The 13,427-nt window shown below is 70.3% G+C and carries 14 protein-coding genes and 1 tRNA gene; 6 read left to right on the top strand and 9 right to left on the bottom strand.

Translation table 11 applies throughout. From position 1 onward, the window contains the following. Window positions 1–121: 121 nt before the first annotated feature. Complete coding sequence (locus OG948_RS17375) at window positions 122–688, bottom strand: TetR/AcrR family transcriptional regulator (RefSeq protein WP_406297437.1); 567 nt, start codon at window positions 686–688, stop codon at window positions 122–124. Between the two features lie 50 nt (window positions 689–738). Then, window positions 739–1,146, bottom strand: a complete 408-nt coding sequence (locus OG948_RS17370; RefSeq protein ID WP_406297436.1) for a RidA family protein — start codon at window positions 1,144–1,146, stop codon at window positions 739–741. Between the two features lie 273 nt (window positions 1,147–1,419). On the opposite strand from OG948_RS17370, the gene OG948_RS17365 reads away from it, so the two are divergent. Then, window positions 1,420–1,902: a DUF6247 family protein gene (locus OG948_RS17365; RefSeq protein ID WP_406297435.1), complete on the top strand. Its 483-nt coding sequence runs from the start codon at window positions 1,420–1,422 to the stop codon at window positions 1,900–1,902. 297 nt (window positions 1,903–2,199) lie between these two features. Here OG948_RS17365 and OG948_RS17360 read toward each other — a convergent pair. Both OG948_RS17360 and OG948_RS17355 read right to left on the bottom strand, forming a co-directional pair. Then, window positions 2,200–2,273, bottom strand: a tRNA-Pro gene (locus tag OG948_RS17360). Between the two features lie 49 nt (window positions 2,274–2,322). Then, window positions 2,323–3,255, bottom strand: a complete 933-nt coding sequence (locus OG948_RS17355; protein WP_406297434.1) for a metallophosphoesterase — start codon at window positions 3,253–3,255, stop codon at window positions 2,323–2,325. Window positions 3,256–3,423: 168 nt separating this feature from the next. Between OG948_RS17355 and OG948_RS17350 the strand changes: the two genes are divergently transcribed. Beyond that, complete coding sequence (locus OG948_RS17350) at window positions 3,424–3,879, top strand: GatB/YqeY domain-containing protein (protein ID WP_406297433.1); 456 nt, start codon at window positions 3,424–3,426, stop codon at window positions 3,877–3,879. A 301-nt stretch (window positions 3,880–4,180) separates the two neighbouring features. On the opposite strand, the gene OG948_RS17345 is transcribed toward OG948_RS17350, so the two are convergent. Next, entirely contained in the window at window positions 4,181–6,553 is a 2,373-nt protein-coding gene (locus tag OG948_RS17345) for a transglycosylase domain-containing protein (protein WP_406297432.1), read from the bottom strand. 369 nt (window positions 6,554–6,922) lie between these two features. Here OG948_RS17345 and OG948_RS17340 point away from each other — a divergent pair, with 369 nt between their 5' ends. Then, window positions 6,923–7,237, top strand: a complete 315-nt coding sequence (locus OG948_RS17340) for a WhiB family transcriptional regulator (protein ID WP_020554910.1) — start codon at window positions 6,923–6,925, stop codon at window positions 7,235–7,237. Window positions 7,238–7,451: 214 nt separating this feature from the next. On the opposite strand, the gene OG948_RS17335 is transcribed toward OG948_RS17340, so the two are convergent. The 4 genes from OG948_RS17335 to OG948_RS17320 form a co-directional block, all read right to left on the bottom strand. Beyond that, window positions 7,452–8,666, bottom strand: a complete 1,215-nt coding sequence (locus OG948_RS17335) for an ArsA family ATPase (RefSeq protein ID WP_406297431.1) — start codon at window positions 8,664–8,666, stop codon at window positions 7,452–7,454. Further along, window positions 8,663–9,736: an ArsA-related P-loop ATPase gene (locus tag OG948_RS17330; protein WP_395866649.1), complete on the bottom strand. Its 1,074-nt coding sequence runs from the start codon at window positions 9,734–9,736 to the stop codon at window positions 8,663–8,665. The genes OG948_RS17335 and OG948_RS17330 overlap by 4 nt, the downstream gene beginning before the upstream one ends. Window positions 9,737–9,884: 148 nt before the next feature. Continuing rightward, a complete protein-coding gene (gene kynU / locus OG948_RS17325; protein WP_406297430.1) occupies window positions 9,885–11,180 on the bottom strand; it encodes a kynureninase in 1,296 nt (431 codons plus the stop codon). A gap of 22 nt (window positions 11,181–11,202) precedes the next feature. Beyond that, entirely contained in the window at window positions 11,203–12,078 is an 876-nt protein-coding gene (locus tag OG948_RS17320) for a tryptophan 2,3-dioxygenase (protein ID WP_406297429.1), read from the bottom strand. A 180-nt stretch (window positions 12,079–12,258) separates the two neighbouring features. Between OG948_RS17320 and OG948_RS17315 the strand changes: the two genes are divergently transcribed. From OG948_RS17315 to OG948_RS17305, 3 genes are read left to right on the top strand one after another with little or no spacing between them, the layout of a single operon-like run. Next, complete coding sequence (locus OG948_RS17315) at window positions 12,259–12,711, top strand: Lrp/AsnC family transcriptional regulator (protein ID WP_406297428.1); 453 nt, start codon at window positions 12,259–12,261, stop codon at window positions 12,709–12,711. An 11-nt stretch (window positions 12,712–12,722) separates the two neighbouring features. Next, complete coding sequence (locus tag OG948_RS17310; protein ID WP_395866657.1) at window positions 12,723–12,890, top strand: hypothetical protein; 168 nt, start codon at window positions 12,723–12,725, stop codon at window positions 12,888–12,890. Further along, on the top strand, window positions 12,887–13,354 hold the full coding sequence (locus tag OG948_RS17305) for a RidA family protein (protein ID WP_406297427.1): 468 nt from the start codon (window positions 12,887–12,889) through the stop codon (window positions 13,352–13,354). The genes OG948_RS17310 and OG948_RS17305 overlap by 4 nt, the downstream gene beginning before the upstream one ends. Window positions 13,355–13,427: the final 73 nt, after the last annotated feature.

Here is a 13,427-nt window from a genome sequence, read left to right as displayed (position 1 = left end):
GGGTGGATCGAGGCGCCGCGAGATCGCGCGCTGGATGATTGATCAAACACTCACTCGCGAGACCTGAAAAGGCGACCGCGGGCGGTGGTGTGGTGTTACGTGGGGATGTGGCTCGGACGGGTCAGTAGTGCCGGATGCCGGCCGCGAGTGTGCGTGTCCACGGCGCGTCCACCTCGTCGGCGCCGATCGCCGACACCAGGTGGCACAACATCCCGCGGGCGAAGAACTCCTGGACCTGCGCGTCGTCGCCCCCGGAGGCACCGCGCACGTACTCGACGAGCCGGGCGTACCCGGTGCGCACCACATCGCGCACGGCGGGCTCGGAAGCCGCCGCGGCCTGGGCGTGGATCTGTACCAGGAGCAGGTCGTTGTCGGTGATCAGGCGGGCGTACGCCTCGCCCATGGCGGACAGCACCGCCTCGGGCGAGCTGCCCTCGGCCGCCGCCGCGCCGCGCTCCAGGCTCTCCCGGACGCGGAGGAAGCAGTACTCGACCACGGCGACGAACAGGCTCTCCTTGTTCGGGAAGAGCCGGAACACGTAGGCCTGCGAGATGCCCGCGGCCTTGCCCACCTCGGTGGTCGTCGTGCCGTAGTACCCCTTCGCCGCGAACGCCCCGATGGCGGTGCGCAGCACCGTCTCGCGGCGTTCGTCGGCGGTGGAGAGTGTTCGGCGTGGTTCCGTCTTCATGTGAGTACTCAATCACTCACACCATGCGGCGTCAACCCCCGCGTGCTGGTTCAGTCGATGACGGCGATCGCCTCGACCTCGACCAGGTGCTCGGGGACGTCCAGCGCCGCGACGCCCAGCAGGGTGCCCGGCGGTACCGGCGTGACGCCCAGCTTCACGGCCGCCCGCGACAGCCCGTCCAGGAACAGGGGCATCTTGTCGGGCGTCCAGTCGACGACGTAGACGGTCAGCTTCGCCACGTCGTCGAAGGTCGCCCCGGCCCCGGCCAGGGCGGTGGCGACGTTGAGGTAGCACTGTTCGACCTGCGCGGCGAGGTCGCCAGGGGCGGCCGTGACGCCGTCGGCGTCCCAGGCGACCTGTCCGGCGATGAAGACCAGCTTCGACCCGGTCGCGATCGACACCTGCCGGTACACGTCGATCTCCGGCAGTCCGCCGGGGTTCAGCAGGGTGATGGCCATGTTGCCCGCCTCCTTGTCCCGCGGGCCGCGGCCCGCTCCCACGAATCGAGGCGTGATCGCTCTCTTTCGGTTACTCGGAGACCGTAGGAGACCGGGCGCTGACGTGGAAGAACGCACTTTTCGGTGAGAGGGGAACCAGATGGTGACCATGCAGTTCACCGGCCATCGACGAGGCGGACCCGACTCGCGCGGACTCGCCGGCGCGGCGGATCTTCTCCGACGTTGCCGGCGTTCCCTTCCCGTGGCACCGTCGCGGGGGCCAGACTTGAAGCCATGGGTGCACTCGACCCGCACGTGGTGAACCACCGCAGCGGTCCGCCGGAGATGACGGGTCCCGCCGTCCACGCCACACTCTCGGGCGAGGACCGGCGCAGGTTCGGCCAGGAATTCTGCGAGGCTCTCGGCGCGGTCACGGCCACCCTCGACATCGAGCCGCTGAACGAGGTCGTACGCCGCTGGTGGGTCTTCTGCGGCGGCGACCGCGGGGTCGCCCAGGCCGACCGCCTCGCCGCGCACGGCCCCGATCTCCGACGCCTCGCCGACACCGAGCAGCAGATGGCGGTCACGCCGCTGCACCAGACCATCCTGGACGGCGAGGGCACCTCCCTCAGCATGTTCGGCGTGCCGTTCCGGGAGGCGTTCCGCCACGCGGTGGCCGACGCCGCCGTGACGCTGGACCACCTCCCACTCCGCTATCTGCTCCAGGGCTACGCGGGGGACCGAGGCGATCCGGTCGCGCCGCCTCCTGAAGCCTGACGCCAAGGAGCATCCGGCAAGCCTGACGCCAAGGAGCACCCGGCGGCCGAACCGACCCGGGTCGGGTCCGCGCCCCCGGGCACGAAGGGCAAGAAGTCCGATTCCTCGAAGCAGAACAGGAAGCCCCGCGGCCGGGTCGGCAAGGCGGCGGCCCACACGGACCTCGGCGCGCCGGTCCTGGTGGAGCCATGGCTGCTGTTGATCCTGCTGCCTGCCGCGCCCTTCATCACCCCCGAAGAGCGCGAGGACGCAAAAAGGAGACCCTTCCGGAAATTCCGGAAGGGTCTCCAATCCGAGTCGGGGTGGCGGGATTTGAACCCACGGCCTCTTCGTCCCGAACGAAGCGCGCTACCAAGCTGCGCCACACCCCGATGCTGCGCGTTCAGCTTAGCGGGTCGGGGGCCTGAGGCGAAATCCGGTTTAGCGGGGGGTCGGGGGGAGGGGGCCGGCGGTGGATTGACGGGGTGTCAGGGTGAGGAGGGTGGCCTCGGGGGGGCAGGCGAAGCGGAAGCGGGCGTAGCGGGAGGTGCCGCAGCCGGCGGAGACGTGGAGGTAGGCCTCACGGTCGGCGGAGGTGTGCTTGGACAGGCCCTTGGCGCGCTTGCGGTCGAGGTCGCAGTTCGTGGTGAGCGCGCCGTAGAAGGGGACGCAGACCTGGCCGCCGTGGGTGTGGCCGGCGATCACGAGGGGGTAGCCCTCGGCGGTGAAGGCGTCGAGGGCGCGCAGGTACGGGGCGTGCACGACGGCGAGCGAGAGGTCCGCTGCCGGGTCGGGGCCGCCGGCCACCTGTTCGTAGCGGTCCCGGTCTATGTGCGGGTCGTCCAGGCCGACCAGCTCGATCTCCAGGCCGTCCACCTTGACGCGGCCGCGCGCGTTGTTGAGGTTCTCCCAGCCCGCCGCGTCGAAGCCGTCGCGCAGGTCGGTCCACGGGTTCTCGCGGCCGAGCCGGCGGGTGCCGTCGTCGCGGCGCAGGTAGCCGGTGGGGTCCTTGGGGCGCGGGCCGTAGTAGTCGTTGGACCCGAATACGTACGCTCCCGGCCGGCCGAGCAGCGAGCCGAGCGCGTCGAGCGTCTCGGGCACCGCGTCCGGGTCGGACAGGTTGTCGCCGGTGTTCAGCACGAAGTCGGGGTGCAGCGCGTCGAGCCGGCGCAGCCACTCCTGCTTGCGGCGCTGGCCGGAGACCATGTGGATGTCGGACACCTGCAGGATCCGTACCGGCCGCGCCCCGTGTGGCAGCACCGGCACCTCGACCCGGCGCAAACGGAACGAACGGGCCTCGTAGGCCGCCGCATAGGTGAGGCAGGCGGCCCCGGTGACGGCAACGGCTAGGGGGAAGGCTGAACGCGGTCGCATCCCTCCATGCTGGCAGAGCCGGCCGGTCGTCGGCAGTCTCGATGGCGTAGTGCGGCTCCGCCGACCACGACGCGGCAGGTCGGAACGACGCCCTCGACCGGTCCGCCTCGGGCCGCGCCCGGGTAATTGGGTGGGGCCCCCGCACCCGCGGCTGCGACACTTGACCCCATGAGCCCCTTCAAGAGCCGTTTGCAGAGCGACCTCACCGAGGCCATCCGGTCCCGTGACGAACTGGTCTCCTCGACGCTGCGCCTCACCCTGACCGCGATCACCAACGAGGAGGTCGCGGGCAAGACGGCCCGCGAGCTGTCCGACGACGAGGTCCTCAAGGTCATCGTGCGCGAGGCGAAGAAGCGTCGCGAGGCCGCCGAGGCCTTCGAGAACGGTGGCCGGACCGAGTCCGCCGCCCGCGAGCGCGCCGAGGGCGAGGTCCTCGCGGCCTACCTGCCGGCGCAACTGTCCGACGACGAGCTCAAGGTGATCGTCGCCGACGCCATCGCGGAGACCGGGGCGAGTGGTCCGCAGGCGATGGGTCAGGTCATGAAGGCGGTCCGCCCCAAGGTCGGCGACAAGGCCGAGGGTGGCCGGATCGCCGCCGAGATCAAGAGCCAGCTCGGCACCTGATCCGACGCGGCCCCGACCGACACCGCCCCCGGGCCCGATTCCGGCCGACCGCACCCCACACGACGACGATGGCGGTGCCCCCCGACAAACAGGGGAGCACCGCCATCGTCGTTCACGCGGAGCCGACGGAGCCGACGTGGCCTGCGGAGCCCACGGAGCCCGCAGAGTCACGAACCCGCAGACTCACGAACTCAAGACTCACGAACCCACGGACCCGCTCGACACCGAATTCACCAAGGAACCCGGCCGACAAAGGAACCCGGCCGACACCGGCCCCTCGGTCGTCACCCGTCGGCGCCCCTCACCCGTCATCACCAAACCCGCCACCCCCGGGCCCGCCCCCGATCGGCGGCCACGAGTGTCCCGGCGGTCGCGTCGACTCCGGCGGCTTGGTGTTACCGCCCCCGCCACCACTATTGCCCCCATTGCCCCCGCCGGGCGGCGTGGTGTTGGTCGGCGTGGTCGGCGGAGTCCACGGCGGCCGCGTGTTCGTACCGCCTGTGGGCGGCCGGTTCTGATCCCGCGGCTTGCCATCCGTCGGCTTCTTGTTCGGGTCCGGCTTCGACGGGATCGTCCCCGAGGGGGGATCGACGAAGCCGGGCGCTTCCACGCCCTTGAGCGCACCGGACATCGCGGCCTTCCAGATCGGTCCGGGGACCTGTCCGCCGTAGACCTTGTCGTGGCGGACGCCGGCGATGGTGATGTCGACCATCTCGACGTCGTCCTTGGCGCCACCGATCCACACCGCGGTGGACAGGTTCGGCGTGTAACCGACGAACCAGGCCGCCTTGCGCTCGTTGGTGGTACCGGTCTTGCCCGCGTTGTCCCGGTCCTTGAGTCCGGCCTGGGTGCCGGTGCCGTCCTCGACCACGCCCTTGAGCAGCGCGTTGATCGTGTCCGCCGTGGACTGCTTCATCACCTGCTTGCAACCCGCCTGGGGGACGGGCAGCTTGGTGCCGTCGAGCTTGGCCACCTCGGTGACCGCGATCGGCGAGCAGTAGACGCCACGGCTGGCGAAGGCGGCGTACGCGGCGGCCATGTTCATCGGCGCGACCGTGTTGGCGCCCAGCGTCATGCTCGGCACCTGCTCCAGTGCCTTGCCGCTGCCCTGGTGCACACCGAGCTGGTCGGAGAGCGTCGCGATCGGACACAGCCCCACGTCCTTGGACAACAGGACGAAGTACGTGTTGATCGACTTCTCCAGCGCGGTCTGCATGTTCCAGGTGCCGGTCTCGCTGCGGCTCTCGTTCTGCGGCTGGTACTTCGGGTCCCGGGCCGCGTCACCGCAGGTGCGGAACTTCTCTTTCCGCATGTCGATGTCGTAGCCCGTGGAGTACTCCTGGTCGACCTTCATCCCGCTCTCCAGCGCCGCCGCGGCGGTGATCGGCTTGAACGTCGAGCCGGTCTGGAAGCCGTACGTCGAGCCGCCCATGGAGTGGTCGACCGAGTAGTTGAGCGTGGTCTCGTAGTCGCCGAACCCGTACGGCCGACTCTGCGCCATCGCCTTGATCCTGCCGCTGCCCGGCTCGACCATGACGACCGCGTCGGCGACCGGGTCCTTTTGGAGTACGCCCTTGGTTGCGGCGGTGTAGGCCGCCTTCTGGGCCTTTCGGTCCAACGTGGTGGTGATCCGCAGACCGCCCTCGCGCCACAACCGGTCGCGATCCCCCTTGTTCGCGCCGAACGCCGGGTCGTTCTTGACCACCCGTTCGACGTAGTCGCAGAAGAACGCGGCACCGTCGATCTGGTCGGCGGTGATGCAGCCGTTGGGCAGCGGCTGGGTCTTCAGGTTCAGTTCGGTGGCCTTGGCCGCGTCGGCCTCGACCTGCGAGATGACCTTCACCTCGGCCATGCGCTGCAACACGATGTTGCGTCGTTCCCGGGCGGCGTTCGGGTAGCCGATCGGGTCGTACGCCGAGGGCGCCTGCACCACGCCGGCCAGGGTGGCCGCCTCGGTCAGGGTCAGGTCCTTGGCGTGCTTGCTGAAGTAGCGCTGCGACGCGGCCTCGACGCCGTACGCCTGGCGGCCGAAGAAGGTGATGTTGAGATACCTGGTGAGGATCTCGTCCTTGGACAGCCGTTGTTCCAGGCCGATCGCGTACTTCAGTTCCTTGACCTTGCGGGAGACCTCCTGGGCCTGGGCCTTGGCCACCTTGGCCGGGTCGTTGCCGGCTTCCTCCACGAAGATGTTCTTCACGTACTGCTGGGTGAGACTGGAACCGCCCTGCTTGGATCCCGTGCCACCCGACTGCTGATTGCGCATCAGGGCGCGCAGGGTGCCCTTGAGGTCGATCGGACCGTGCTCGTAGAAGCGCGAGTCCTCGATCGCCACGATCGCCTGACGCATGATCGGTGAGATCTGGTCGAAGTTCACCAGGATGCGATACCGGTCGTAGACCATCGCGAGCTGGTTGCCCTCGGAGTCGAGGATGTACGACGGCTGCGACAGGAACGGTTGATCCAGATCACTGGGCAGATCGTCGAAGTTTTCCGACGCCGCCTTCGCGGTCAGGCCGAAGCCTCCCACGAAGGGCAGCGCGATTCCCGCGACCAGGGCACCGGCGAGGATGCTCGCACCCACGAAGGCGGCGAACCGTCCCACGAAGCCCAACGGGGATCGTGAGCGGGACGAGCCGCGTTTCGGGCGGGCCGAGCCGGAGGAAGTTCGGGCCATGGGCGACAGCCTACGTGCCGAAACACCCTACGCGGTGAAGGGACTTCGCCTAAGCTGGCGGAGCAGCCGGGGGATCCGTGTCAGTAACCATTTCACTCTTTAGAGTGAATGTGGCCGGATGTCGGATCTCGCTGCCGTGCTCTGTGCCGCGGACGTGCCTCCTTCTGAGTGAAGCCGTGACCGGAAACGCAAGAGCATTCACCCGGACGGGTGGGTCCATATTTGCGCATAGTCCTTCCGGGCCATCGATGACTGCCCGCACAGGGGCTGTTGCGCGTGCCCAGGGTTTCGTACCGTCCTGCTTGGCGTCGGGAATTCCCTTCGCCGCCGTTGGGGGAGCCTCGAAAATCGGGAGAGGACGGCACCAGCATGAGCTGGGTTACCGACTGGAGCACGCAGGCCGCCTGCCGGAGTACCGATCCGGATGAGCTGTTCGTGCAGGGGGCGGCGCAGAACCGTGCCAAGGCAGTGTGCACCGGGTGTCCGGTTCGCACCGAGTGCCTGGCGGACGCGCTGGACAATCGAGTGGAGTTCGGCGTCTGGGGCGGCATGACCGAGCGGGAGCGGCGCGCGCTGCTGCGCCGCCGGCCGATGATCACGTCGTGGCGTCGGCTGTTGGAGACCGCGCGCGAGGAGTACGAGCGCGACATCCACGGAGACGAGGAGTTTCGGGTCGCCGGCTGAGCACGTGTCGACGGCCGAACGCCACCTCGTTCGCACGTGAGAACCCGCCGGGGCCGGGAGTCAGGCCCGGGTCCCGGCGGGTACGGACGAACTCCGTGGCACGGTGGGTCGACACGCACGACAGCCGCGGCACGGCGCGCGTGGGTACAAACGAAACCGGCCGAAACCGGTCGCGCGTCGCCGAGCGGGTCCGGGCTGCCGGCGGACCCCGGGCTCAGCCCGCGCCCAGGCTCTCGCCGATCACCCGCAGCCCGTCCAGGTCGTGCACGTCACCGGGCAGTGCCGGAACCTCGGCCACCCGCACCTCGGGGTGGATCGAGGTGAAGCGCGTACGCATGCGCTCCTCCCGGTCGATCACCCGCAACCGCTCGGCGTGCAGCGTCAGCAGTCCCGCGACCAGGCGCAGGTCGGCGGGCCGCGACGCGAGCTCACCGTCGAGCAGTTCGGCCTCCTCGACCTGCTCGGCCTCCTCCGCCTGCGCGAGCTGTTCGGCCTGCTCCGCCTGCTCGGTCAGCGCCTCGGCCGCGGCCACGCTGCGTTCCGCGGACAGCCGACCGGCGCGCGTGGCGTGCACGCGGTTGAGCACGAGGCCGGCCAGCGGCATGCGCTCGGTGCCCAGCCGGTCGACGAAGTACGCGGCCTCGCGCAGCGCGTCCTTCTCCGGCGCGGCGACCACCAGGAACGAGGTGCCGCGTGCCTGGAGCAGTTTGTAGGTCGCGTCGGCCCGCTTGCGGAAGCCGCCGAAGGTGGTGTCCAGCGCGGCCACGAAGGTCTGGATGTCGGTCAGCAGGTGGGTGCCGACCACCTTGCTGAGCGCGCCGGTCATCAGGCCCATGCCCGCGGACAGGAACTTGAGCGCGCCGCGCCCGCCGACCTTGGCGGGAGCCGAGAGTATCCGGATCAGCCGGCCGTCCAGGAACGAGCCCAGGCGCTGGGGGGCGTCGAGGAAGTCGAGCGCGGACCGGCTCGGCGGGGTGTCCACCACGATCAGGTCCCACTCGCCGGTCGCGTGCAACTGGCCCAGCTTCTCCATCGCCATGTACTCCTGCGTACCGGCGAAGCTGGAGGACAACGATTGGTAGAACGGGTTGTCCAGGATCTGCTGCGCGCGCTCGGGGTCGGCGTGTTGTTCGACGATCTCGTCGAACGTGCGCTTCATGTCGAGCATCATCGCGTGCAGGCTGCCGCCCTTGGTCTCGTCGACGTCGACGACCCGGCGCGGCGTGTTGTCCAACTCGGTCAGGCCCATCGACTGAGCGAGCCGGCGTGCGGGGTCGATGGTCAGCACCACCACGTCCCGGCCGCGTTCGGCCGCGCGCAGCCCGAGCGCCGCGGCGGTGGTGGTCTTGCCGACGCCGCCGGAGCCGCAGCACACCAGGATGCGGGTGCCCGGGTCGTCGATCAGCTCGTCGATCTCCAGCCTGTTCATGCCATCCCCTGCTCGCGCAGCGCTTCGGCGAGGCGGTACAGACCGCCCAGGTCCATTCCGTCGGCCAGCAGCGGCAGTTCGTACACCGGCAGGTCCAGCCCGCGGACCAGGGCGCGGCCGGTGCTCTCCAACTCGATCCGGCTCGCGTGCTCGTCGGCCTCGGCCAGCAGCGAGGTGACCAGTGGCCGGGTGGGCTTGATGCCGCCCGCGACCAGGCCGGCCTCGAGCAGCTCGGCGGTGAGCCGCTGTCCGGTGTCGCTCTCGTCCTCGGCCTGGAGCGGCGGCCGGGCCATGTTGATCACCACGCCGCCGGTGGGCAGGCCCGAGTCGCGCAGTTCGGTGACGCCGTCCACGGTCTCCTGGACCGGCATCTCCTCCAGCAGGGTGACCAGGTGGACCGCGGTCTGCGGTGAGCGGATCACCCCCATCACCGCCTCGGCCTGGGTGTGGATCGGGCCGAACCTGGCCAGTCCCGCGACCTCGGTGTTGACGTTGAGGAAGCGTGCGATCCGGCCGGTGGGCGGCGCGTCCATGACCACCGCGTCGTAGGCGAACTTCCCCTGCGTGCGGCGCCGGGCCGACTCGCACGCCTTGCCGGTCAGCAGCACGTCGCGCAGGCCCGGCGCGATGGTGGTCGCGAAGTCGATCGCCCCGAGCTTCTTCAGGCCCTTACCGGCCCGACCCAGGTGGTAGAACATGTCGAGATATTCGAGCAGCGCCTCTTCCGGGTCGATCGCGAGCGCGTACACCTCGCCGCCACCCGGGGCGACCGCGATCTTGCGGTCCTCGTAGGGCAGATGCGGGCAGTCGAAGAGCTGCGCGATGCCCTGTCGCCCCTCCACCTCGACCAGCAGCGTGCGCCGTCCGCCCGAGGCCAGCGCCAGCGCCAGCGCGGCGGCCACGGTGGTCTTGCCGGTGCCGCCCTTGCCGCTGACCACGTGCAGGCGCACGCCCTCCCAGTCGGCATTGCCGTCGGTCGTGCGTGCGCCCGCCGTCGAGGTGCTCACGGCGTCCGTCCAGCGGGTACGGCCGGGGCGGCCGGCGCGACGGTCGTCTCGGGTACGTGGCATGCCCGGATCCCTGCCCTCGAAGGCTTGCGCCATTCGGCCGCAGCCGAGGCGTTACCGGACCCGTGTGACCGCGCACCCAAACTCACGAGTCGAGCCTAACCACCCCGTCCCCGCCCGGTCGGAGGTGATCCCCCTGTGGTGACCCGCGTCACGTCACCGTCGCCCGAACGGCGTAGCGCGCGTCCTTGTACGCCCCCGTCTCCAGGATGTCCCCGAGGACGCGCGCGGCCTCGACCACGTCGGCGTGGCCGATGTAGAGCGGGTTGAAGCCGAAGCGCAGCACATCCGGCGGTCGGACGTCGCCGATCACGCCCCGGTCGATCAGCGCCGCCATCACCGCGTGCGCCTCCGGGTGGCGCACCGCGACCTGGCTGCCGCGCCGCGCGTGCTCGAGCGGGGTCAGCGTCTCCAGGCCCAGATCGGTGACGCAGGTGATGAACAGGTCGGTCAGCGCCAGGCCCTTGGCCCGCACGGCCGTCATGGGCACGTCGTCGTAGGCGCCGAGCGCGGCTTCGAGCGCGAGCATCGACAACAGCGGCGGGGTGCCTATCCGGGCCCGCTCGATGCCCGGCGCGGGTGCGTATCCCGGCTCCATGCCGAACGGGTTCGCGTGCCCGTGCCAGCCGGTCAGGGCGGGCGCGAAGTCCGCGATGTGCCGCTCGGCCACGTAGACGAACGCCGGCGCGCCGGGGCCGCCGGACAGGTACTTGTAGCCGCACCCGACGGCGAGGTCGACGTCGTGCGCGTCCAGGTCGATCGGGAACGCGCCGGCGGAGTGGCACAGGTCCCACAGCGCCAACGCGCCGACCGCGTGCGCCGCGGCGGTCAATCCGGGCAGGTCGCGCAGTTCGCCGCTGCGGTAGTCGACGTGGTTGTACGCGATCACCGCGACCGTGTCGCCGTCCGCGCGCAGCACCTCGGCGAGTTCGCCGACCGGGACCCGGCGCACCCGGGCGCCGAGCAGGCCGGCCATCGAGTCGGCCAGGTAGAGGTCGGTGGGGAAGCTGTCCGGGTCGGCCAGCACCACGGTGCGTCCCGGGCGCAGCCGCAGGGCCCCGGCGATCGCGTTGAAGATCTGCACCGACGTCGAGTCGCCGCACACCACCCGACCGGGCGCGGCGCCGATCAGCGCGCCGATCCGGTCGCCGATCCGCGCGGGCGCGCCCCACCAGTCGTTGGCGTTCCAGGAGCGGATCAGGTCGGTGCCCCACTGGCGGTGCACCGCGTCGTTCAGCGCCTCGGGCACCGCGGCGGGCAGCGCGCCCAGCGAGTTGCCGTCGAGGTAGATCACGCCTGCCGGCAGCAGGAACCGCTCGCGCACGTGCGCCAGCGGGTCGGCCGCGTCCAGTTCGGCGGCTTCGGCCACCCGTCCGGCCGCGAGGCGACCGTTGGAGAGTCGGACCGACGCGTCGTCGGCGGCCGTGTTCGGCAAGGAATCGGACATGCTTCACCCATCTTTCGATGAATCAGACCTTCGATGGTTCGACCAAGGTGCGCATGGTCCACAATTCGGGAAAAACGCGCACACGTACGGTCTGCTCCAACCAAGACGCTCCGGCCGAACCACCCGTGCCCGGCCGGTTTCCCAGCGCTCGCAGTGTGGCGGCCAGATGTCGCTCGCGCCAGCGGGTCCAGCGCTCGGAGATGTCGGTGAGCACCTCGCCGAGCTCGACCAAGTCGACCACGCCGTCCGTGTACACGCCCGCCCACGCGCGTTCGACGTCCTGGGACGGCTCGTACGGCCGGCTGGGATCCGCGCCGGGAGTCGGGGTGTGTCGACCCCGGCGGGCGAGCAGGGCGAGCGCGTGGTCGTACAGGCTCGGCGCGCGCAACGAGCGCTCCAGCTCGGCGTGCACCTCCGGGCTGCCCGTGTAGGGCCGCAGCACGCCCGCGCGTTTGACGCCGAGCAGGAATTCGAGATGCCGGTACAGGTGCGACTGGAAGCCGGACGCGTCGCCGAGCGCGTCCCGGAAGCCGCCGAACTCGCCGGGGGTGAGCGTCGCGAGCAGGTCCCACGTGGACACCAGCACGTCCAACTCGCGGATGCTGCGCCGCAGCGTGCCGATCGCGCCGGGCACGTCGTCCGCGTCGAGCCGTTCGCCCGCGATCGTCCACTCGTGCCGCAGCAGCGCGAAGAGCAGCTCCATCACCTGGGAGGAGATCAGGAACGACAGCTCGGCGGGCACGTCGGTGCGGGTGCGCTGGAGCCGGAGCAGCCGGTCGAGTTGCACGTAGTCCGCGTACGGCGGCGCGGCGGCGTCGGCGGGGCCTCGACGCGGGCCCGCCATCGGGCACGTCGCGCTCGCCGGATCGGCCGGTGGGGTCCGTTCGTCGATCGTCATCGCAGGTCACCTCTCCGGCCGGTCCCGCCGGTGCGCCGGAAGAGCCGGTCGGGGAGTGCCCATATGGAATCGTGCGACCATTCGGTTGGGAATGGGTGTCGAGCATCGGAAGCCTCGGTTCGGTTTACGCTCGCAAAGTGTCGAAGGACATGTGCTCACGATCGTGAACGGAGGGTGCGCATGGACGCGATCGACCGCAGATTGCTCGCCGAACTGCAGCGCGACGCCCGGGTCTCGCTCAACGAGTTGTCCCGGCGGATCAACCTCTCCGCGCCCGCGGTGGCCACCCGGGTGCGCCGGCTCGAACACACGGGCGTGATCACCGGCTATCACGCGCACGTGGACCCGGCCGCGGCCGGCCGCGGTGTGGTGGCGCTGGTTCGGATGAACTGCTACGGCCCCGGCTGCCTGCTGCGCCGGGACGCGGACACCGTGCGCGAGTGGCCCGAAGTGCTCCAGGTGCACCGGGTCACCGGCGACGCGTGCTGCCTGCTCATGGTCGCCGTCGCCACGATGTCCGACTTCCAGGTGCTGATCGACCGGCTCGCCGAGCACGGCAAACCCTCCAGCACGATGGTGTTGTCCTCGCCGGTGGCGTGGCGCCCCGTCGAACCGCCCGACGTGTCCGTCTAAAGTCTGCACACATGACGAAGTGGGAATACGTGACCGTCCCCCTGCTGGTGCACGCGACCAAGCAGATCCTGGACAACTGGGGCGACGACGGCTGGGAGCTCGTGCAGGTCGTGCCCGGCCCCAACCCGGAGAGCCTGGTGGCCTACATGAAGCGTGCGAAGCAGGAGGCGGCGAAGTGAGCGAGGTACACCCCGAGCAGCGCCTGACCGAGCTGGGGCTGACCCTGCCCGACGTGGTGCCGCCCGTGGCCGCGTACGTTCCGGCGATCCGCACCGGCAATCACATCTACACCTCGGGCCAGTTGCCGATGATCGAGGGCAAACTGCCCTCGACCGGCAAGGTCGGCGCCGAGGTCACCGCCGAGGAGGCCAAGGAACTCGCCCGCCGGTGCGCGCTCAACGCGCTCGCGGCGGTCAAGGCCGAGCTCGGCGACCTGTCGCTGGTGCGTCGGGTGGTCAAGGTGGTCGGTTTCGTGGCCAGCGCCCCGGACTTCACCGGCCAGCCCGGCGTGATCAACGGTGCCAGTGAACTGCTCGGCGAGGTCTTCGGCGAGTCCGGGCGGCACGCCCGCAGTGCGGTCGGTGTGGCCGTGCTGCCGCTGGACGCCCCGGTCGAGGTGGAGATCCTCGTCGAGGTGGTCTGAGCGGACCGCCCGCTGCGCCATCGAGATGATCGGACCTGGCCCTTTCGGGTCGGGTCCGATCGTTTTCGGGGGC

It is taken from the genome of Embleya sp. NBC_00888 (genome assembly GCF_045207655.1).
Lineage (GTDB): Bacteria > Actinomycetota > Actinomycetes > Streptomycetales > Streptomycetaceae > Embleya.
This window is presented reverse-complemented; position numbering and strand designations above follow the sequence as displayed.

Bases quoted from the DNA above. Each gene is read 5' to 3' on its own strand.
- OG948_RS17320 (WP_406297429.1), bottom strand. From the start codon at position 12,078: ATGACGATCGACGAACGGACCCCACCGGCCGATCCGGCGAGCGCGACG.
- OG948_RS17335 (WP_406297431.1), bottom strand. From the start codon at position 8,666: ATGAACAGGCTGGAGATCGACGAGCTGATCGACGACCCGGGCACCCGC.
- OG948_RS17375 (WP_406297437.1), bottom strand. From the start codon at position 688: ATGAAGACGGAACCACGCCGAACACTCTCCACCGCCGACGAACGCCGC.
- OG948_RS17315 (WP_406297428.1), top strand. From the start codon at position 12,259: ATGGACGCGATCGACCGCAGATTGCTCGCCGAACTGCAGCGCGACGCC.
- OG948_RS17350 (WP_406297433.1), top strand. From the start codon at position 3,424: ATGAGCCCCTTCAAGAGCCGTTTGCAGAGCGACCTCACCGAGGCCATC.
- OG948_RS17345 (WP_406297432.1), bottom strand. From the start codon at position 6,553: ATGGCCCGAACTTCCTCCGGCTCGGCCCGCCCGAAACGCGGCTCGTCC.
- kynU (WP_406297430.1), bottom strand. From the start codon at position 11,180: ATGTCCGATTCCTTGCCGAACACGGCCGCCGACGACGCGTCGGTCCGA.
- OG948_RS17370 (WP_406297436.1), bottom strand. From the start codon at position 1,146: ATGGCCATCACCCTGCTGAACCCCGGCGGACTGCCGGAGATCGACGTG.
- OG948_RS17330 (WP_395866649.1), bottom strand. From the start codon at position 9,736: ATGCCACGTACCCGAGACGACCGTCGCGCCGGCCGCCCCGGCCGTACC.
- OG948_RS17365 (WP_406297435.1), top strand. From the start codon at position 1,420: ATGGGTGCACTCGACCCGCACGTGGTGAACCACCGCAGCGGTCCGCCG.
- OG948_RS17355 (WP_406297434.1), bottom strand. From the start codon at position 3,255: ATGCGACCGCGTTCAGCCTTCCCCCTAGCCGTTGCCGTCACCGGGGCC.
- OG948_RS17340 (WP_020554910.1), top strand. From the start codon at position 6,923: ATGAGCTGGGTTACCGACTGGAGCACGCAGGCCGCCTGCCGGAGTACC.
- OG948_RS17310 (WP_395866657.1), top strand. From the start codon at position 12,723: ATGACGAAGTGGGAATACGTGACCGTCCCCCTGCTGGTGCACGCGACC.